Raw genomic sequence first — 19826 nt, 5'->3', positions numbered from 1 at the left:
TTTCCTACAAAAGCGATCATACATACAAAAATCAATCCAAGACTTTTCATCATGAATTCTTCACACCTCCACTTTACATTTTTCCATAAAACGACAAAAAAATCCTCCTTTCCCGTAGAAAGGAGGATTCACTTATAAGGTTGCTGCGACTTCTTGTAAGTCATCCGCTGTCTCAGCAATCGCTTCTGCAATCTTACGCATACCTTCGATCGTTCCTGCGACATCCTTCGTATCGGTCGATAGTTCATGAATTTGCCGCGAGACCGCATCCGTCTGTTCCGAAATCCGTGAGAAGGCACGGACGACTTGTTGCATCTCCGTCGTCGTTCGGACAACCGCCGTCTCCGTCGTTCCCATCCGCTCTGAGACGACGAGCATCTTTTGCGTGATTTCTTGGGCGATCCGCGACGTCTCGGCTGCCGACTGTTTACTCTCTTCAGCGAGTTTCCGAATTTCTTGCGCCACGACGGTAAATCCGCGCCCCATCTCCCCGGCACGCGCCGCTTCGATCGAGGCGTTCAAGCTGAGAAGGTTCGTCTGATCAGAAATAGTCGTCACCATCCCAGCGATTCGCTCGATTTCCTGCGACAGACGAGACAGTTCAGCGACTTGTTCGGTCGTCCGTGATAAATCTGCAACGACATGTTCAAAGCGACGTGTCTCCTCTTCGACGAGGACGACACCTGCTTCTGCTTCACTGACCGCTTCCGTCAACTGGATTGAAATTGCGTCTGTCGTCGTCGAGACGTGTTTGGCGTGCCGTTCAATCTCTTGGAAGTTCGCTGACGACTCTTCACTCATCGCAGCAAGTTCTTCCGTTGATTTTTGAACGCCATCTCCGACGTGCCGTTTGGCTGTCGCGATCGCTTGGCGTTCCTCATCGATTTGATCCTCATACATCGTCATGACGATCTGTTGCTCGAGGTTGAAGAGTTTCCCCGCTGCCCGCATGATCCGGACACGTTCTACTTCCGGCCAATCACTGCCGTCAATCTGTTCACTGAGGACGTTCCAGACTTTTTGGAAGGCGGCGATATACCATTTATTATGCAGCCCGATTTGAACATGCCGTTCAGCGATCCGGCGCCGGGCTTCGATGTAGTCCATCGTCACCTGACCATCGAACATTTGTAGGATGTGCCGAGCGAGAGTGCCTTTCAATCGTTCGAGCGTCGAATGCTGTTCAATCAAATGCCGGAGTGACGGAACACGAACCAGCTCCTCGTAGAACGCGTCGACCATGCTCGGCATCCAACGGGATACATCTTCGCGGATGACCCGGACAATTTGTAAATCGACTGCTTCTAGACCGATTAAACGTAATTGTTCATGTAAGGATGTCGGAACATTCAACACGACATGAGCGCGTTCGCCTTCGATGCGCGCATCGAAGGACGGTGATGCTGATTTCGCGAACCATTTCATATGCTTCTCTCCCTCACTAATTTGTGAACTTCATTCCTTATATCGTCTCGAACTTCTAACAATTGAATGAAAAATCACAATAATTATGTATAACCTTGAACGTTTGTTGATTAAAGAGACCACTTTCCTGAGCATCTAGTAGATATATTCTCGCTTTATCGCCAAATCTTATCGATTCGTGAGCTCGTCGGTCCGGAATATTATCATACTTCTCTTTGATGAACACGCTAAGACCTCGTTTGATAAAAGAAGACCCGTCTGCTTAGTAGATTGAACTACTAAGCAAAACGGGTCTTTCTGTTAGCTTGACGGCAAGGTCAACTTGACATCCTGAATCTGATATTGGGCAGAACGCAAGATTTCAAGCGTAAACGCCTCATCTGTGACGATCGTTCCCTCTTCAAAAGCAGCCGTCCGTGATTGGATATATCCACCGATCGTGTCGACCGCCTCTGCTTCAGTGAACCGAAGACCAAATCGTTCTTCAATTTCAACTAATAGGACAGTACCCGCTAAGCGGTACGAGCCGTCCGGTAACTGTTCGATTTCGGCTTGCTCCGCTTCATCGAATTCATCACGGATATCACCGACGATTTCCTCCAAAATATCCTCCATCGTGATCAAACCGGATGTCCCACCATACTCGTCGATGACGAGAGCGATGTGTGACCGTGTCTGCTTCATCTTCAAGAGTGTTTCTTGCAGCGGTGTCAATTCCGAAACGACCGGCAACGGTTTAAGGAACGAGGCAAGTTCTCGTTCGTCTTGTACCGCGTGATGGGCGAGCACTTCCTTGACGTTGATATAACCACTAATCCGGTCCTTATCCGTTCCTTCACTGACCGGGTAACGTGTATACGGATTGTCAGACATCGTCTGTAATAGATTTTCCCAACTCATCTCGTCCGAAATGACCATCATGTTCATCCGTGGCACCATGATGTCGCGTGTGACACGCTCATCAAACGCAAAGACGTTTTGCATCAAGGCGAGTTCCGATTGATTGATCTCACCACTTTGAAAACTTTGTGCCATGATGATCTTCAACTCTTCTTCGGAATGGGCTTGTTCGTGACCGGCAGGTTTCACACCGAACATCCGCAAGAGGACACGGGCCGAACCGTTCATGATCCAGATGAACGGATACATGACTTTTCCGAATACATAGAGTGAAGGAGCTAGCAGTAACGTCATCCGTTCCGCATACTGGATCGCGAGTGTCTTCGGTGCAAGTTCTCCGATGACGACGTGGAGAAACGTCACGAAGATGAAAGCGATACTGTATGAGAGAATCGTTGACAGCGCAACGGCGACACCAAGTTCATCAAAGACCGGTGTCAACAATTTCTCGACGGTCGGTTTCCCGAGTGCACCCAGACCAAGTGCAGTGATCGTGATACCGAGCTGACAGGCCGACAAGTAATAATCGAGATCTCCTGCGACCTTCTTCGCAAGTACTGCTCCCTTTTTTCCTTCTTGCACCATCTGGTCGAGACGTGACATCCGGACTTTAACGACAGCAAATTCCGAACCGACGAAAAACGCGGTCAAACCAATCAATACGACGAGCAACAACAAATTCAGTGTTAAGACGATGTCCAACTTGTATCCCCCTAAAAGCGGGGGATCACCTCCTTTTGATTTTAAACTGTACAGTATAACGTGACACTTGATACGAGTGTACGATGCTTTTTCTTCAAACGCAACCAATATCACTTCGTTGAAGTTCAGACGACCATTAATCATGTACCTGTAATACTAGGTTTCTCTTATTTAGTTACCGGTTATATAAGAGCTATGCGCGTAAGAAACTTGAGATGAAGCTTTTACATTCATGAACATCTCGAACTTGAAAGACCAATTTGGGGAGAGGTAGTGCTTATTATGGAAAAGACAAACAGAGGCTTTTCGTCGCATTTCCGAGCGGAAGCGGACGGAGCAGGTCGTAACATCTCATGGAGCTCGATTTTTGCAGGTGTGGTATCATTTCTATCTTTATTGATCTTATTTAGTTTAATCGGTTCAGCGATCGGACTCGGCGTCACGGACGTCACGTCGAATAACCCGTTCGATGGTGTCGGTGCTGGTTTGATCATCTGGGCAATCCTTTCATTGCTCATCTCGCTGTTCGTTGCTGGATTCGTCTCCGGTGTGACGTCGGCACGTGCCGGTCTCGTCCACGGTTTCTTGACATGGTCGACGAGCGTCATCCTCTTGTTCGCTCTCTTGACATTCACGACGGTAAATACGTTACAATCGGTCGGCTCACTACTCGGGACAGTCGGTGGTGCGGCAGGTAGCGGCATCGGATCCGTTGCTTCAACCGCTCAAGACGCTGCGACGAAAGGATTCGATTTGATTACGAAAAACGTGTCACAAGTTGATACGAAAGAACTTGAAGGTAACGTTGACGAAATTTTAAAAGACACGGACATCAAAGAATTGCAACCAGGTTACTTGCAGAACGAACTTGACGCTGTTCAAGAAGACGTCACGGCTGCTGGTAAGGAAGCGATCACGAAACCAGAGAACTTCGATACGATCGTCCAGGATCTCGGTGATTCGTTGACAGCACGAGCTGAAAAAATCGAGAAATCAGTCGATGAAGATAAAATCGCTGATGCTGTTGCGAAAAACACCGATTTGACAGGTGCTGAAGCGGAAGAAGCGACGCAAAACATCGTTGATGGTCTCAACACGGCAACAAAAGAAACGACGCAACAAATTGAGACTGCTAAACAAACGCTTGATGAAACATCCGCTGACCTCAAGAAAACGGTCCAAGATGCCCGCGAGCAAACAGAACAAGCGACACAAACGGCGTCAAAAGTTTCAATCTGGGCGTTCGTCGGACTGCTTCTGACTCTTATCTTTACGTCATTCGCAGGAATCGCCGGCTCACGCGTCGCAACACGCGGTCGTGTCATGAATAAATAATGATTCTTCCTTAACTGATTCCGCCTTCGCGGAGTCAGTTTTTTTGTGCGGTAAGACAATCTGATTGACTACATTTGAAATTTGCTGTTACAGTGTTACCTAACGACCGTTAGGAAGGTGATTCATCTGAAAGCCCAACAATTGTTACAGACGAGCATCCATCATTTTGCTTCGCACGGCTATGAAGGGGCATCGTTGCAAGAGATCGCGACAGAGGTTGGCATAAAAAAGCCATCGATCTATGCGCACTATAAAGGGAAGGACGACCTGTTCCTGCAAGCGACGACGTACGCCTTGCAAGAACAAAAGCGCCGCTTTGCGACGTATTTCACGAGTACGCGGCAGCAGCCGCTCGAGCAATCGCTGCACGGCTTCTTCGATTGGTTCATTTCGGAACAGCAAGACGATATCCTGATGCGATTCATCCTTCGGGCTGCCTATTTTCCACCGGAGAAGCTCGAACAAGAGATGACGGACCGTTTCAATCCGTTTTTCGATTCATTGCACGATCTATTGACGCGATTACTACGCGAACGAGACCGAACAGAACAGATTCTCTTTTCGACGGATTACAAAAGTGCCGCTCTCGCCTATTTGACGGTTGCTGAAGGTACGCTGACGGAACTCGTCTACAACGGTGTCGACGCGTTTCACGCTCGACAGCAAGCTGTCTGGCCGATCGTCTGGCGCGGTATGTCAAAAACGATTTAATTTTATTGAGGTGAACTATGCAAAACAATACATTGATTTTAAGTACACTCCTGCTCAACTTATTCATCGCCTTTTTAGGCATTGGACTCGTCATTCCTGTCACACCGACAATCATGAACGAGTTGAACATTTCCGGGGCGACGGTCGGTTACATGGTTTCCGCCTTCGCCTTTGCGCAACTGATTCTTTCACCACTCGCGGGACGTGCCGTCGACAAGTACGGACGTAAACCGATGATCATCATTGGTTTGTTCATCTTCAGTATGTCCGAGCTCTTATTCGGTCTCGGTCAAAGTGTCGAAGTCCTGTTCGCGTCTCGGATCCTCGGTGGTGTCAGTGCGGCTTTCATCATGCCAGCCGTCACGGCATTCATCGCTGACATCACAACGAACGAGACTCGTCCAAAAGCGCTCGGATATATGTCTGCTGCCATCTCGACTGGTTTCATCATCGGACCAGGGATTGGTGGGTTCCTCGCTGACCTCGGTTCGCGGACACCGTTCTTCTTTGCTGCTGCGTTCGGTTTAACAGCGATGGTGTTATCCGTCTTTACGCTTAAAGAACCGGAACGTCACTACGAGACAACGACGGTCAAACAACAGACGGGTTTCCGGAAAGTCTTCAGCCCGCTCTATTTCATCGCTTTTCTTGTCCTGTTGATCTCATCGTTCGGTCTCGCCTCGTTCGAGTCGTTATTCGCCTTGTTCGTCGACCGGAAGTTCGGCTTCACAGCGAAGGACATTGCGCTTGCGATTTCTCTCGGTGCGATCGTCGGCGTCATCGTCCAAGTCGGACTGTTCGATCGTTTGACACGCTGGTTCGGTGAGATTCGCTTGATCCGGTACAGCTTGATCGGTTCGACACTGCTCGTCGTCTTGATGACGTTCGTGACGAACTATCTCTCGATCATTCTCGTGACGATGGTCGTCTTCGTCGGTTTCGACTTGATGCGCCCCGCTGTCACGACCTATCTTTCGAAGATTGCCGGAAATGAACAGGGATTCGTCGGCGGAATGAACTCGATGTTTACGAGCATCGGCAACATTCTCGGACCGATCGTTGGTGGACTACTCTTTGACGTCAATTTGAACTATCCGTTCTATTTTGCGACAGCCATGCTCGCAGTCGGTATTTTCCTGACGTATTTCTGGCGTGCACCACGCGCTGAAGCCACCAAAGCAGATCGATTGTCTTCTTAAAAATACAGCCCCGTTTCCATCACTGGAAGCGGGGCTGTTTTTATGTCAGTAACAATTCCTTTAATCGACCGGGCGACGTTATGGTATACGTCGCAACGGTCTGACTCGTATGTTCGGTTATCAAACACGTCTTGATACCGGCACGATGTCCGGCTAAGACGTCGAGTTCCCGGTCTCCAATCATGATCGTCTCGTCTCGTGCCATCTGGTGCCGATCGATCAAGTACGTGACAGCTTCCGGATCCGGTTTTCGGGCGAATCCATCCGGTGCCGTCAATACGTCTTGAAAATGATGCGTCATCCCATGTTTTGCAAGCAACGCATGAATCGATGTTCCGCGATGGGTGACGATATGATGCGTCGCACCTCTCGTCGATAACGCCTCTAGCAGTTCACGGATTCCGAGAAACGGTTCAGACTGTTCTTGTTCGATGATCATCTTTTGTTGCTTGTAGTTCAGAATGAATGGTTCGGACACACCAAACGCCTCATACGTCGTTTTTGCCGAGATCGCCATCAGCTCTGCTACTTGCTCGCGTTCAACCGTTCGCCCCTCACGCTCGAGTAATTCCACGAACACATCGACTAACACTGGATACGTATCAAACAAGGTGCCGTCAAAATCCCAAATGAAGTGTTTTAACATCTGCCTCTTCCTTTCTCACTCTCTTGACGCCGACAAAGACGGCTTGCCCGTCCATCTCGACTTTCCATTGGCTGTGATCAAGACCTTCGCCAGAAATACGGATTCCGACATGACCGGGTCGTTCCATCTCGTGTCCTTGTTCGACGATGATCGCAGTTTCCGTTTCAAATGGCTGGATGAATTTTCGGTAATAGACACCCATCACACCACTCGCCGTTCCCGTAACCGGATCTTCGATGCTCCCTGCTCCTGTTGCCGAGAAGTGACGTCCGTGCATCGTCGCTTGTCGGTCATATGTATCGAGACAAATCGGATGAATCGAGGCTTGTGGGAGATCGGTCAACACGGTGGTAAAGCGTTGGTTATCCGGCACCATCCGGTGAAAGTCCTCAAGTCGACGAATCGGGAGGAGCAGTGTCCAGTTCCCAGTACTGCCGTATACGATTGGCCATCGGTCATCGAGATGTGTCAATTCGAGACCAATCGCGGCTAGAACGTGCTTTATGTCACCGTCAAACTGATGTAATTGTGGTTGTCCCTGTTGCAAGCGAAACATTCCGTTCGCTAAACGCATCACGGGCAAGATGCCTGACTTTGTCTCGATCTGACATGCCATAGATAAACGGATCTTTGAATCAAGTGCCGTCAATGCGGCAATCGTACCATGTCCGCATAAGTCCATTTCCCGTTCCGGTGCAAAGTAGCGCATGCGGTAGTCCGCTTGGTCGGATGACAGGACGAACGTCGTCTCGGTAAAGCCATTCGTACGCGCGATTCGTTGCATTTCCGACTCAGTCAATTGATCGGCGTCTAAGACGACCCCAGCTGGATTACCGCTTCCTGGCGTCGTCGTGAACACATCATAATGTAGCGTCTCGATCATTTTTTTACTCCTCTCTTTTCTAAATAGCGTTCAACGGATCGTATGGCCCCTTCTAAGTGTCCACCATGACTCGGATCGGTCTCTGTCCCAATCAGTGAAATCGCTGCATGCTCCATTCCGAGATTGATAGCATGATATGCCGGGAAATCCACGAGCGGTGCTGCATCAGCTCGTGTTGCTGTCCAACTATCCGTCGACCAGTCTTTATACGCCCAACCAATCGACTGACGCGCTTGTTCACCGAATAGACGAACCAGCTGCGCGAATACGGTTTCCTTGATTTCCGCCTCGGTCAATAACTGTCGTTCACGTGCCGGTGTCCGGAAAAAACCGAACAACGCTCCTGGTCCGTCTTGTGGGGAAGCGTCATGTATCTCTTGCACCATCCCAGTCCAGCTGATTGCCTGACCGGACCAGCCCGAATCACGCCAAAACGGTCTCTCGTAAAGAATCAGACATTTAGCTTGCTGCGCCATCCAAGTCGGTAATGCTTCAAGTTCACCCAGAACTGCTTCAGGTAAAGCTGGCATATACGATAATGTTGCCGCTAGACGCGGTGGTAGTGCGAGGACGATCTCGTCGTACGGTTGACTTTTCCTTCCTGAACTGACGAGAATCCGGTTCGTGACATCAATTTGGCTGATCGGAGACTTGAGTCGAATCGTTCCCGGTGTGAGTCGTGCAGCAAGTGCCGTAGCAACGGAGCGGATTCCGTCACGAAGGCGAAGCGCCGTCGGTTGATTCGCAACCAGATGTGACTCGATTCCGTCAGCCCGTTCTAGTCGAAGCGTTCCCGTCGCATATTGTTCCAGTGTCGGTAAATCGAATCGATGGATCAAATCGACCATCAGTGGTTCACTGTCCGGCCAAAACCAAGTCGGTCCAAGATCAAACGCATATGCTTGCCCGGCTAGGTCGAAATCGACTGTCTCGATTCTACCGCCGATTCGGTCACGTGCTTCATAGATCGTCACGTCGTGTCCAAGTTCCTGCATACGCGTCGCGAGATACAAACCACTGATTCCTGCTCCTATGATGGCAACGTTCATTTCACTTCATCCTCTCGATTTGAGATACTTGTTTTAGTATACCGGAACACGCGAAAAAACAAGGACGAAACGTCCTTGCCTTAGGATGATTGCATTTGCTGCCAGTCGTCTTCTTCATAAATCGATTGAACCCATTCGATCGAAACATACAAGGATCGGGCAATCGCTTCGTCCGTCTTCCCCAGTTTTCGCAACAGATGGACGATCCGAATCCTTCGTTCGAGCTCCCGGTCATCCGGTATCAGTTCAGGCATCATCTTCTCTTCTCCTCTCCACTGAATCGGCGATGGCGTTTTCAACAGAATACCCGATAATTATCTGAATATTCCGATTGATGTGCAGAAGCGAGGATTTTTGATAAAGTTCAGGGATAGATAACAGAAAGGAATCCCTCGCTTTTTGTAGAAACATATTGAATAGGCGCAACAGTAGGATTTCTTGCGTCAACCAAACAGAATAGGAGCATGCATATGATTAAACGTAAAGCACTATTTCGCCTGTCGATCGGCTTGCTGCTGATGGGTGTCTTTGGCGGTATCCTTTTAGATGCCATCGGCTTCTTTCCGCACGCGACAGCTTACTTATTGAGCATCCCGATTGCTTCGAATAGCACGGAATTTTGGCTAGGATGGATTTTATCCGGTATGACGATCACTGGGCTGATCACGCTTTTCTTATCCTTACGTTATCATCAGGGATGGACGACGTTCGCCTGTCTCATGGCTGTCATTTTGACACCTTACGCATTTTAATGTTCACGTGGGCTTCAGATGACTGATCCTAAAAAATGACGCGTCTTTTCACGCCCTTTCCTCAGGCGAGACACAAGCCAGAGCGACCCTGCAGCGAAGCGGTGCGATGCTTGTCCTAGGAAAACGATTCGAGATGAACAAAAAAGCGCAATCCTTTTCGTTTTTAAAAAAAATTACGCTTTGTTTTCAGTCTGAGGAGTTGACTTTTGAGTCAGCTCCATTTTTTACATACATGACGTAAAGTCTACTTTACAAAATGTAAACCTGACTTTACAATGTAAACAACTGGAAAGGAGGTCGTCAGATGAAACTGACGAACCATGTCCGCCTCTATCGTCAACAGCACAAGTGGACACAAGAGCAGTTCGCTGAACGAATCGGTGTGACACGACAAACCGTCATCTCACTTGAAAAAGGAAGCTATACGCCGTCGCTCTTACTCGCGATGCAGATTGCCCGCGTCTTTGATTGCCCGATCGAGGAACTATTTCAATTAGAGGAGGAATCCTGATGAAACGTGTCGTCACTCAATCTTTACTTAATTGTTGTCTCTACTTTTTAGCTGCTTATCTCATTAGTGCCATTCATGCTAATCTGCAGTTATTTCAAGATGATCCTGTATCCGGTACGGGATTGTCGCTGAAATTAGATGTAATGGTTATCCTTCCAGTGCTAGTGATTGCGATAGTCCTTTCGATCGTCAGCTATTTCTTACGAGAAGACCGTACACGTTCGTTCGCGACAGCAGAATTTTCCGACTCCGATGAACGTGAGGCACTGATCACCGGTAAAGCAACTCGTGCCGCGTATGTTGCTTTTATGATCAGCCTTCCCGTCCTAATGATTGCCTTTTTGTTCGAGCAACCGTTACTTCAACTGTATCCAGCGTTTCCGTTCTATGCGATTGCTATTATCTTATCGATCGGAACACTTACGTACATGTCAGCTTGGATCGTGCACGTCCGGCGTTAAAATCATTTGTTGAACACATCATGGAGGGTGATTCATAAATTATTCTCTGCAAAGATAAGGGTGACAGAATAATCATCTATCATCCTTATCTCGTAAAAAAATGACTCGTCACACGCAACTCCGATAGGAAAAAGTGCAAAAAGGCGAATCATTCTTTTTTTGAGTCACCCTTTCGTATTGTTCTGACCCTAATTGAATTTTCATTTCTTCTCTCCTTAAATTTACAAATGATACCATTCCTGCCATAATGATAGCATATTCCATCTAGAACGGAGGATTACATATGCAGACGATGCACCACTCGTTCGATACGCAACGGTACCAGATTCGACCGGCTCGACTCAGTGACGCTGAAGCCCTCGCTGAACTCCGCCAAACACTCGATGCGGAAACGGAATTCTTCGACCGAATGCCTGGTGAGGACGTGATGACGGCGAGCGATTTCGCGGATCAATTACACGATGCCTCGGTTCCGGATCGTATCCTCGTCGTCGAGCGCGATGGACGACTCATCGCCTACGCCCGGTGTCGTGGGTTTCATTTAAAACGTTTCGCGCACAAGGCATCATTTGGACTCGGTGTACTTCAATCCGACTGGGGGCAAGGAATCGGTACGCAACTGATGGAACGGATGATTGCTTGGGCAAAAGCGCAATCCCTGCAAAAAATTCAGCTCGAAGTCGTCGAGACGAACCTCGGCGCCATTCGCCTCTATCAGCGACATGGATTTCAAGAAGAAGGACGACTGCGTCATGACCGGTTACTATCGGACGGTTGCTTTTACGATACGGTGTTGATGGGCTTACAGCTATGAGTCTTTCATTGTCGATTGCGACATATAACATCTGGCATCACCCGCACAAACGACAAGAACGGTTCGAGGCGTTATGCGCGGAGATCAAGCAACACCAACCGGATATTCTCCTCCTGCAAGAAGTCATGTCGACGTTTCATCCGGATGAACCATTCGTCTCGATCGCTGAGCACCTCGCAGAGGCGACCGGTTATCCGTATATGATGATGGATCCTTACATGGATTCACCGGACGAAGGACTTGCCATTCTGACGAAATTACCGTTTGAACGAACGGATTCGAGTGCCGCTGCGACAGCAAACATCAACCACCACTGTGCGATTCGGATCCCGTTTTCGATTGACGGTATTCGTTTTGCCGTGACGAACATTCATTTCAATTGGCGTGCTTCAGACATTCGACTCGATCAACTTCGATTCGTCAACGAATGGATTGCCTCACAGACGGATGACACGACGATCGAGTTCTTAGGCGGTGACTTTAATGATTGTCCAAACTCTGCTCTGCATCAAGCTGCGCTTAAGGAATGGGTCGATCTCGCCGGTAGTTTTGCCGCTCGTACAGGACAGATTGCCGCCGCGACGCTTGATTCCGTGATGAATCCGTACGCAAGGAAGAATGACGGCATCACAAGCCCCGTTCGATATGATTGGTTACTCTGTCAGCGTTCGCTTTCACAGGTGACCTTACAGCACGTCCAGCTGATCGGAAATCATCGACTGCAGCATCACCTTGTACCGAGCGATCATTACGGTGTCCTCGCTCACGTGAAGCTACACTAAGACAACAGGTCTACACCCCTTACGGGCGCAGACCTGTTGTTTATTTTTTATATTCTTTTTCGGTTCCGTCTGAGAATTCGATTTCAACCTCTAAGCGGGAAGCATCTTGAATCGCAAACACACGCTCAACCTCACTGATGACCTCTTTTTCAGATGTATCCGCATCAATCTTTAAGTTCTTGAACTTCGCGTCGAGTTCCGTCATCGCGTCGTCTCCTTGCTTTTGCTCCCCTTTATAGCGATATTCCGCTTCCGTTCCGTCATTATCCCGGTCATAACTAATATCAATGGCATCGTTATCCCCTTCAACGTCCGCTTCAATCGACAGACTGTTGAAGCCATAATCCGTGTCGGCATTTTTCGTTACCGTATCCTTGTCTTGCATCGTATCGTCGGTCGTGTTCGAGTTCGTTGATCCTTCTTCGACCTTGTCCGTCGACGCTTCGTCATTTCCGCAACCCGCCAACATTAAACTCATAGCGAACAACGTTGCGACACCGTATCCTGTTAAACGTTGTCTCTTCATTCCATCACATTCCCTTCTGCTGGAATCGGATGCTCATTTAACATCTTGGCAAAATGGTATAGGTTGGCAGCTAAAAACTGTGCGTGTCGCTTCGTAAAATCATTGTCCCGTCCTGCTTCGATGTACGATGGTCCTGGTCCCGCTTCACCGACCCAGTAAGCATCGACGTTCGGCGGAATCGTAAAGCCGATATGCGACAGACCGTACAAGATGGAAGCAGACGCATGTTTAGCTCCATCTTCATTCCCCGTGACAATGACGCCACCGACCTTGTTGTAGTAGATTGCTTGTCCAAGATCGTTCGTCAGACCGCTCCCTCCGTACAATCGTTCAATGACTTGCGTCGCAACACTACTTTTTTCACCCAGCCAGAGCGGTGTTCCGATGACAACGATGTCGGCTCGTTTCACTTTTTCGAAAATCACGGGCCATTCATCCCCGTTGCCTTCGTCTTCCGTGACGCCGAACGCCACTTGGTGATCGACGATCCGGACAATTTCTGAAGTGACGTCCTCCTGTTTCCAATATGCGATCACGTCACGGATCAGCGCCTCCGTATTCGATGGTTCATGTGATGCTTTTAAGGTGCAGTTCAAGAATAAGGCATGCAACATCCTTCCATCCTCCTCTGTCATTTTAGGTAGTATCATTCGTCTTTAATACTTCCCTTCTTCCATTGACGGATAAACTAAAAAACCTTCGCTTCAGCGAAGGCAGATCATGGTAGAAGAATTGAATTGAAAAATCAAACGCGGAAACATCGTTTTATTATTGGAGGTCATTTCGTCGCTCCAATAACAATGTGTCTCGCCAGACACCATGATGCTGTGCGATGGCACGTCGTCGACCGACTAGTTCGAACCCAAGTCGCTCATGCAGCCGTCTGCTTGCGATGTTTTCTGGGAACATGTGTGATTGAAGCGTCCAGATCTCATTGGCGTCCGCATAGGTGATCAATGCCTCCATTAAGAATCGTCCACCGCCGAGTCCTCGAGCGGAACGCTCTAGATATATACTGACTTCTCGTACGCCACGATAGACATAACGTTCAGAAACACGTTCCAGTTTAGCCCAACCAATCACTTTTCCACCTTGCTCTAGAACGAACCGTTCAGATTGTGTCACCGTTGTCCACCACTCTTGCTCATGAATCATCGTTTCAAACGTCGCGTTTCCTTCTTCTACTCCTTGACGATAGATGGCTAACACAGTGCTACGATCTTTCTCTTCCATCGAACGAACAAGCATCGAATTTCACCTTTCCTTATTAACGACTGAATATGAGAAAATCATATATTTATTATTTGCAATTTGCAAGTTTATATCGTATAACTGATTCATAAGCAAAATAACGAAGGGAGAGCTATACATGAATGAAACGCGTGAATTATTTCAAACGTTCACTCGGCGCTTTGGATTATTGAATAAGAATTGTTGTGCCGTTCTAGATGAAGAGATATCTCTCGTTCAAAGCCATTTGCTGTATCAGGTTGCCAAACATCCTGACTCCGCAATGCAAGAAATTGCGGACCAACTCGCTCTTGATATCACTACGTTCAGCAGACAAGTACAAACATTGATTAAGCGGGACCTACTCGTAAAGCGTCCCGCGATCAACGATCGGCGAATTCACCTACTTCGCCTGTCCGAGAAAGGATTACGTGTTGCTCAAGCCATTGACGAAGAGATGAACACGTATCTTGATTCCATCTTCTCATCAATGACTTCCTTCGAAAAAGCACATGTCCTCCAGGCAATCGACTTGCTGAACACGAAGATGGGCGAGAGTGACGTCTGCTGTAAACCATGTCTCTAATACTTGCAACTTACAAATAAAGAGGAGGTTTTATTCATGTCATACGCTTCTTCCCACCCCATCGTCATCATCGGTGCCGGTCCGATCGGTCTTGCAGCTGCAGCTCAACTTGTAGTGGAAGGTCAATCGTTTTTACTATTTGAGAAAGGTCCTTCGATTGCCCACCATATCAAACAATGGGAACACGTTCGGATGTTTTCGACGTGGCAATACAATATTAGTGACGCAGCACGTCACTTGCTCGAGCTGACGGACTGGATTGCACCAGCAAACGATACTGTGCCGACCGGAACTGAATTGATCAAACAATACCTTGCTCCACTTGCTGCATTACCGGAAATTGCTCCCTCTCTACATTTCCAACATGAGATTCTCTCGATCTCACGGGCAGGTCTAGACAAGATGACAAATGCCTCACGTGAAGTAACGCCGTTCGAATTAGTCATAGATACGCCGAATGGTCGTAAACATATTCTCGCTCGCGCGGTCATCGATGCGTCTGGAGTCCTCGGGCGACCAAACCCTGCAATCAGTTCCGGACATCGAGTCGAAATTGAGCAGAACTTACCTGTCCGGTATTCGATCGTAGATGCGAAACGTGATACTGTTGTTTTCGCTAATCAATCCGTCGCTGTCATCGGTAGCGGGCACTCGGCTTTGAACTCGCTCCTTGAACTCGTTTCCATTAAAGCACAACATCCTGAAACGGAGATTCATTGGATCCTTCGCAAATCGGACCCCGTTCAAGCTTACGGAGGAGAAGACAAGGATGCACTGGAAGGTCGCGGAGCACTCGGTTCGCGTATCCGTCAGCTCGTTGAACGAGATCAGATTAGGGTTCACTCCAGCTTCAAGACCCGATCCATTGAATCGAAAGGGAAGTCGTTTGACATCACTGCTCAAGATGGTCGGACCCTTCATCACATCGATCAGTTGATCGTCAACGCAGGAAGTCGACCCGACTTTTCGTTCCTCGAGGAAGTACGGCTTGACATCGACCCTGTCACCGAGAGTAGTCGAATACTTGCTCCTCTGATTGATCCGAACCTTCATAGTTGCGGAACTGTCCGTCCACATGGAGAAGCGGAGTTACGTCATCCAGATCTCGGACTTTATCTGGTCGGTGCAAAAAGTTACGGTCGTGCTCCGACCTTCCTGCTTGCGACCGGTTATGAACAAGTTCGATCAGTCGTTGCTTTTCTTGTCGGAGACGAGGCACGTGCCAAGCAGGTCAAGTTATCATTACCGGAGACGGGTGTGTGCAACGTTTCCCTGCCACAATCATCGACTTCCTGTTGTTCTTAAATATATACATCGGACCAGTCTTAGACAGGTCCGATTTTTTCTGCCAACTCAATGATCACGTCTTCTGGTCCTCTTACGTAACATAGGCGATACTCATTTTCGTAATTCGCGACGTCGCCAATCGACTGATATCCATTGTCCGCTAAACGTTCGACGAGCGCGGCGAGTGCCGTTACTTCAAAACAGAGATGACGCAATCCACCTGCGTGGACGGATTGGATCACGGAAGGCGTGTCACGCGGGTGTTTAAATCGAACGAGTTCAAGCCAGATTGCTTCACCTGGTAATCCGAGTGCAGCACACTCCGTCTCCGCTCCCTCTAAATTTAATAAACGATCGAGTAACTCTCCTTTCATCTCCCATCGTCCGCGTACTTCGAGGCCACAAAGCGAAAAAAAGTGAATCGCTTCTTCTAGGTTCACGACGTTCAGACTGATATGATCCATTCGTTTACTCGGCATCCGTCACTCCTCCTCAAGTGTGTCGAAATGTTGTCAAACCGTTGATAGACCACACATCAAGAGCGTTTCGACATGGTGTCTGAAGACTGTATCGTCAGTAAAATAAAAGTATGAAAGGTCGTGTCCACTTACGAAAAGGAGTCGAAACAACATGGAAGACGTCAATCTCCTCGTCCTTGCGACCCAGTACATGTTCTGGGTCGGATTCGTCGGAATGGCCGCCGGTACGCTCTATTTTCTCGTCGAACGAAATTCCCTTGCCCCGGAATACCGCTCGACCGCAACAGTCGCTGCTCTCGTCACGTTCGTCGCTGCGATTCATTACTATTTCATGAAGCAAGCTGTCGGGGAATCGGGTTTGTTGTCAGAGATCGATGGCTTTCCGACCGAAATCCGCTACATCGACTGGCTTGTGACGACGCCTCTCTTACTGATCAAGTTTCCGCTGTTGCTCGGTTTAAAAGGTGGGAAAGGACGTTCCCTTCTAACGAAACTCGTCATCGCGGACATCATCATGATCATCGGTGGGTATATCGGCGAGTCGTCCATCAATTTAGCGGGTGGCTTCACACAACTCGGTCTTTGGGCATACGTCGTTGGTTGTATCGCATGGTTTTATATCATTTATCTGCTGTTCACGAACGTCACGAAAGCTGCTGAAGATAAGCCTGCCCCGATTCGTGAAGCCTTGTTGCAGATGCGCTTGTTCATCTTGATCGGATGGGCGATCTATCCGGTCGGTTACGCGGTCACCTTGTTTGCACCCGGCATCGAGGTACAACTCGTCCGCGAATTGATCTATAACTTCGCTGACTTGATCAACAAGGTCGGATTTGGTCTGATTGCCTTCTTCGCCGTCAAGACGATGTCTGCTACGAAAAATTTGAAATTGACTTAATCAAAAGGGGCTGACTCAAAAGTCAGTCTCTACAAAGATAAGGGTGGCAGAATAATGATCTGCCTCCCTTATTTAGTAACAAAAAGAATGACGCGTCACACACTACTCCTACAGGAACAAGCGCATTTATGCGCTATCAGAGACGAACAAGACCCGCTTTCCTGCTTCAATGAAGCAGGAAAACTGGCTTGTGTCTCGTCTGAGGAAAGGGCGTGAAAAGACGCGTCATTCTTTTTTTGAGTCAGCCTCTTCATTTGAATTCATGCTGTAAATCCTGTGGAAATCCTCCGTTTTTAAAGGTGAAACTTGAAAGCCTAATCCGGTTCCCATCCATATCTAGAAAATAAGTTACGTCAGGTTCATTTGCAAATTCGACTTCGATTGAAGCCGGATTCGCCGAAGACTCATACGAAAATTTTTGTGTTTTTGTAGTGTAGACTTCATCCGGGAATCGACGTGCTAGTTCTATCTTAAGCAATTTCTCATCCTCAGCAATCTGTTGATTGATGAGCGTCGGTCGGATGTACCAAAAGAAACTGCACCCGATCGCCACCAAACCAAGCAAAATCAATCCATACCGCTTCCATCGTTTCGGGAGACACATCACGCCGCAGCCGACTACGAGTAGTGTAAAAACGATCGTCATCCCTTCGATTATGAAATTTGGTACCATCTCATTCACTCCTTTCGTTCTATCCTCGACTAAAAAACCGTGGTATGATCAATTCCTATGACAAAAAATAGGAGGTATTGCATGCAAAAGATCATCCTGATCGGTTCCGGTGGATCCGGTAAATCGACGCTTGCCCGCGAGATGGGCAAAAAACTCAACTATCCCGTTGATCACCTCGACAGCTTATTGTGGCGTCCGAACTGGGAGGCGGTTTCGCGTGAGGAACAACGCCAGATTCAACAAACACTCATATCGCGAGACACGTGGATTATCGACGGTAATTACGGTGGAACGCTTGACTTACGAATCGATGCCGCCGATACAATCATCTTCCTTGATCTACCGCGGACGCTCTGTCTGTACCGGGTATTGAAACGGACGTGGCGCTACCGCAAGACCGGTCGACCGGATATGGCGGTAGACTGCACGGAGAAATTATCGTTTGATTTTCTGAAGTGGATTTGGCGTTTCCCGATTGATAAACGACCGAGTATCCTTTCAACACTTGAAGCAACGTCCGATAAACAGATCATTCATTTGACGTCCCGCCGCGCCGTCAAACAGTTTCTTCAATCACTTTCATAATATCCATCCATTGCCTCTTACTTAACCTGTACATACGACGAAACACGCTTACTTCCCTGCCTATTTTCCAGTAATTCCCACAAATAAAAAAAACGACCATGACGGTTGCCCTTCATGTGGGCTAACCTAAAATTTTGAGACAATATAAAACACCTTCGGAGTGGTACACTTTTAAAAAGTACTAACATCGGAGGTGTTTTTGCATGGGCAAAAACGTATATTCAAGTGAAGTAAAATGGGCAGTAGTCAAAGAAAAGCTGAGTGGTAAGTTAACGACGAGAGAAATCATGGAGAAGTACGGAATCAAAAATGAATCTCAAATCAAAACATGGATGAGATGGTATCGCTCTAACGAACATTATCGATTTGATCAGCCAATCGGTAAACAATATACCTATGGACATGGTCCAGATTCTGCGAGTGAGGATGACAAGAGAGAACGACAAATGTCACATCTGAAGATGGAAAATGAGATCTTAAAAAAGTACATGGAAATCGAAAGAGAGTTGAGAAAGAAGTAGTCATAAAAATTGTAGAGTTTCTTCGGAGAAAGTATACAATCACCGCCATTCTTAGCGCTTTGAATGTACCAAGAGCAAGCTATTACCGTTGGATTAAGGAATCTGTGAAAGCACCTTCGGTGCTCGAAAAAACCGTCATTGAACTAAGTAAACAGACGAAGTATCGGAATGGACATCGAAAAATAAAGGCATTATTACAGCAAATCTATCAGTTAAAAGCCAATCGGAATACCGTACAGAAAATCATGCAAAAACACCATCTCCAATGTCGGATCAAGCCGAAGCGAAGATGGAAGTCTCAAGGTGAGCGCATCATAACGGCACCGGATCTCATCAAGCGCGATTTCACAGCAAGTAAACCGAATCAAAAGTGGGTGACGGATATCACCTATATCCAATACGGCAGCACGACGAAATATCTTTCCACCATCATGGATCTTTTTAATAACGAAATCGTCGCATACAAGTTATACGAGCATCAACAAACGTCTCTTGTGATTGATACGTTGAAGATAGCGCTTGAGAATCGAAACTATCCCGAAGGGGTCATCCTTCATTCGGACCAAGGAAGTGTCTATACGTCATACGCCTTTCAAGAATTCGTTAAAAGGAATCACCTAACAAGCAGCATGTCTCGTAGAGGAAACTGTTGGGACAACGCAGTTATCGAATCGTTCCACTCTAATTTAAAGTCCGAGGAATTCCAGTACGTCAAATTTAATTCACTAAGAGACCATGAGGTCTCTGAACGCGTTACTAATTACTTAAATTACTATAACGAAGAACGAATCCAAGAAAAATTAGGCTACCTGACACCGAAAAAATACGGTGTACAGGCAGCCTAATCAAGGTGTTTTATATGTGTCTCATA

24 protein-coding genes are annotated in these 19826 nt (G+C 47.7%); 13 read left to right on the top strand and 11 right to left on the bottom strand.

Going from position 1 to position 19826, the window contains the following annotated elements:
• Positions 1 to 132: 132 nt before the first annotated feature.
• On the bottom strand, positions 133 to 1425 hold the full coding sequence (locus P401_RS0105980; protein ID WP_029341673.1) for a globin-coupled sensor protein: 1293 nt from the start codon (positions 1423 to 1425) through the stop codon (positions 133 to 135).
• A gap of 300 nt (positions 1426 to 1725) precedes the next feature.
• A complete protein-coding gene (locus P401_RS0105975) occupies positions 1726 to 3027 on the bottom strand; it encodes a hemolysin family protein (protein WP_029341672.1) in 1302 nt (433 codons plus the stop codon).
• A gap of 282 nt (positions 3028 to 3309) precedes the next feature.
• On the opposite strand from P401_RS0105975, the gene P401_RS0105970 reads away from it, so the two are divergent.
• From P401_RS0105970 to P401_RS0105960, 3 genes are all read left to right on the top strand, one after another.
• A complete protein-coding gene (locus P401_RS0105970; protein WP_029341671.1) occupies positions 3310 to 4362 on the top strand; it encodes a hypothetical protein in 1053 nt (350 codons plus the stop codon).
• Between the two features lie 117 nt (positions 4363 to 4479).
• Complete coding sequence (locus P401_RS0105965; RefSeq protein WP_235609888.1) at positions 4480 to 5073, top strand: TetR/AcrR family transcriptional regulator; 594 nt, start codon at positions 4480 to 4482, stop codon at positions 5071 to 5073.
• A 17-nt stretch (positions 5074 to 5090) separates the two neighbouring features.
• Positions 5091 to 6272, top strand: a complete 1182-nt coding sequence (locus tag P401_RS0105960; RefSeq protein ID WP_029341669.1) for an MFS transporter — start codon at positions 5091 to 5093, stop codon at positions 6270 to 6272.
• A 40-nt stretch (positions 6273 to 6312) separates the two neighbouring features.
• On the opposite strand, the gene P401_RS0105955 is transcribed toward P401_RS0105960, so the two are convergent.
• From P401_RS0105955 to P401_RS18670, 4 genes are all read right to left on the bottom strand, one after another.
• Entirely contained in the window at positions 6313 to 6918 is a 606-nt protein-coding gene (locus P401_RS0105955) for an HAD-IA family hydrolase (protein ID WP_029341668.1), read from the bottom strand.
• On the bottom strand, positions 6890 to 7801 hold the full coding sequence (locus P401_RS0105950) for a PhzF family phenazine biosynthesis protein (protein WP_029341667.1): 912 nt from the start codon (positions 7799 to 7801) through the stop codon (positions 6890 to 6892). The genes P401_RS0105955 and P401_RS0105950 overlap by 29 nt, the downstream gene beginning before the upstream one ends.
• Positions 7798 to 8850 (bottom strand): flavin monoamine oxidase family protein, encoded by a 1053-nt coding sequence (locus P401_RS0105945; protein ID WP_029341666.1) that lies wholly within the window; start codon positions 8848 to 8850, stop codon positions 7798 to 7800. Before P401_RS0105945 ends, P401_RS0105950 begins: the two co-directional genes overlap by 4 nt.
• 80 nt (positions 8851 to 8930) lie before the next feature.
• Positions 8931 to 9107, bottom strand: a complete 177-nt coding sequence (locus P401_RS18670; protein WP_169738094.1) for a hypothetical protein — start codon at positions 9105 to 9107, stop codon at positions 8931 to 8933.
• Between the two features lie 213 nt (positions 9108 to 9320).
• On the opposite strand from P401_RS18670, the gene P401_RS0105935 reads away from it, so the two are divergent.
• The 5 genes from P401_RS0105935 (at position 9321) to P401_RS0105915 (ending at position 12170) form a co-directional block, all read left to right on the top strand.
• The gene (locus tag P401_RS0105935) at positions 9321 to 9602 is read left to right on the top strand and encodes a hypothetical protein (protein WP_051656262.1); all 282 of its coding nucleotides are present in this window, start codon (positions 9321 to 9323) and stop codon (positions 9600 to 9602) included.
• Between the two features lie 304 nt (positions 9603 to 9906).
• Complete coding sequence (locus tag P401_RS0105930) at positions 9907 to 10113, top strand: helix-turn-helix transcriptional regulator (RefSeq protein ID WP_023468270.1); 207 nt, start codon at positions 9907 to 9909, stop codon at positions 10111 to 10113.
• A complete protein-coding gene (locus tag P401_RS0105925) occupies positions 10113 to 10574 on the top strand; it encodes a hypothetical protein (protein ID WP_029341664.1) in 462 nt (153 codons plus the stop codon). The genes P401_RS0105930 and P401_RS0105925 overlap by 1 nt, the downstream gene beginning before the upstream one ends.
• Positions 10575 to 10857: 283 nt before the next feature.
• Positions 10858 to 11388, top strand: a complete 531-nt coding sequence (locus P401_RS0105920) for a GNAT family N-acetyltransferase (RefSeq protein ID WP_029341663.1) — start codon at positions 10858 to 10860, stop codon at positions 11386 to 11388.
• Positions 11385 to 12170, top strand: coding sequence for an endonuclease/exonuclease/phosphatase family protein (locus P401_RS0105915; protein WP_029341662.1), 786 nt, complete (start codon positions 11385 to 11387; stop codon positions 12168 to 12170). Before P401_RS0105920 ends, P401_RS0105915 begins: the two co-directional genes overlap by 4 nt.
• Before the next feature lie 40 nt (positions 12171 to 12210).
• Here P401_RS0105915 and P401_RS0105910 read toward each other — a convergent pair whose 3' ends face one another.
• From P401_RS0105910 to P401_RS0105900, 3 genes are all read right to left on the bottom strand, one after another.
• Positions 12211 to 12696: a YusW family protein gene (locus P401_RS0105910; RefSeq protein WP_029341661.1), complete on the bottom strand. Its 486-nt coding sequence runs from the start codon at positions 12694 to 12696 to the stop codon at positions 12211 to 12213.
• Positions 12693 to 13310 (bottom strand): flavodoxin family protein, encoded by a 618-nt coding sequence (locus P401_RS0105905; protein WP_029341660.1) that lies wholly within the window; start codon positions 13308 to 13310, stop codon positions 12693 to 12695. The genes P401_RS0105910 and P401_RS0105905 overlap by 4 nt, the downstream gene beginning before the upstream one ends.
• Positions 13311 to 13464: 154 nt before the next feature.
• Positions 13465 to 13944 carry a GNAT family N-acetyltransferase gene (locus P401_RS0105900; protein WP_029341659.1) on the bottom strand — a complete coding sequence of 160 codons (480 nt, stop codon included), beginning with the start codon at positions 13942 to 13944 and terminating at the stop codon, positions 13465 to 13467.
• Between the two features lie 121 nt (positions 13945 to 14065).
• Here P401_RS0105900 and P401_RS0105895 point away from each other — a divergent pair, with 121 nt between their 5' ends.
• Both P401_RS0105895 and P401_RS0105890 read left to right on the top strand, forming a co-directional pair.
• Positions 14066 to 14512, top strand: coding sequence for a MarR family winged helix-turn-helix transcriptional regulator (locus tag P401_RS0105895; protein WP_023468262.1), 447 nt, complete (start codon positions 14066 to 14068; stop codon positions 14510 to 14512).
• A gap of 36 nt (positions 14513 to 14548) precedes the next feature.
• Complete coding sequence (locus P401_RS0105890) at positions 14549 to 15817, top strand: NAD(P)-binding domain-containing protein (RefSeq protein WP_029341658.1); 1269 nt, start codon at positions 14549 to 14551, stop codon at positions 15815 to 15817.
• Positions 15818 to 15837: 20 nt separating this feature from the next.
• Here the strand turns inward: P401_RS0105890 and P401_RS0105885 are convergent, their stop codons facing one another.
• Positions 15838 to 16278 (bottom strand): VOC family protein, encoded by a 441-nt coding sequence (locus P401_RS0105885; protein WP_029341657.1) that lies wholly within the window; start codon positions 16276 to 16278, stop codon positions 15838 to 15840.
• 151 nt (positions 16279 to 16429) lie between these two features.
• On the opposite strand from P401_RS0105885, the gene P401_RS0105880 reads away from it, so the two are divergent.
• A complete protein-coding gene (locus P401_RS0105880; RefSeq protein WP_029341656.1) occupies positions 16430 to 17176 on the top strand; it encodes a bacteriorhodopsin in 747 nt (248 codons plus the stop codon).
• Positions 17177 to 17426: 250 nt separating this feature from the next.
• Here P401_RS0105880 and P401_RS0105875 read toward each other — a convergent pair whose 3' ends face one another.
• Complete coding sequence (locus P401_RS0105875) at positions 17427 to 17849, bottom strand: hypothetical protein (protein ID WP_029341655.1); 423 nt, start codon at positions 17847 to 17849, stop codon at positions 17427 to 17429.
• 81 nt (positions 17850 to 17930) lie between these two features.
• On the opposite strand from P401_RS0105875, the gene P401_RS0105870 reads away from it, so the two are divergent.
• Together P401_RS0105870 and P401_RS0105860 are read left to right on the top strand one after the other, a co-directional pair.
• Positions 17931 to 18434 (top strand): DNA topology modulation protein, encoded by a 504-nt coding sequence (locus P401_RS0105870; RefSeq protein ID WP_029341654.1) that lies wholly within the window; start codon positions 17931 to 17933, stop codon positions 18432 to 18434.
• Positions 18435 to 18637: 203 nt separating this feature from the next.
• Positions 18638 to 19800 (top strand): IS3 family transposase gene (locus P401_RS0105860; protein ID WP_152548164.1). Its coding sequence is split into 2 segments (ribosomal slippage): positions 18638 to 18914 and positions 18914 to 19800, totalling 1164 coding nucleotides; the frame shifts between segments, so codons are not numbered across the junction.
• Positions 19801 to 19826 lie beyond the last annotated feature (26 nt).

It is taken from the genome of Exiguobacterium acetylicum DSM 20416, from assembly GCF_000702605.1.
GTDB lineage: Bacteria > Bacillota > Bacilli > Exiguobacteriales > Exiguobacteriaceae > Exiguobacterium_A > Exiguobacterium_A acetylicum.
Note: the sequence above shows the minus strand (reverse complement) of the source record. Positions and strands in the feature narration are given on the sequence as shown.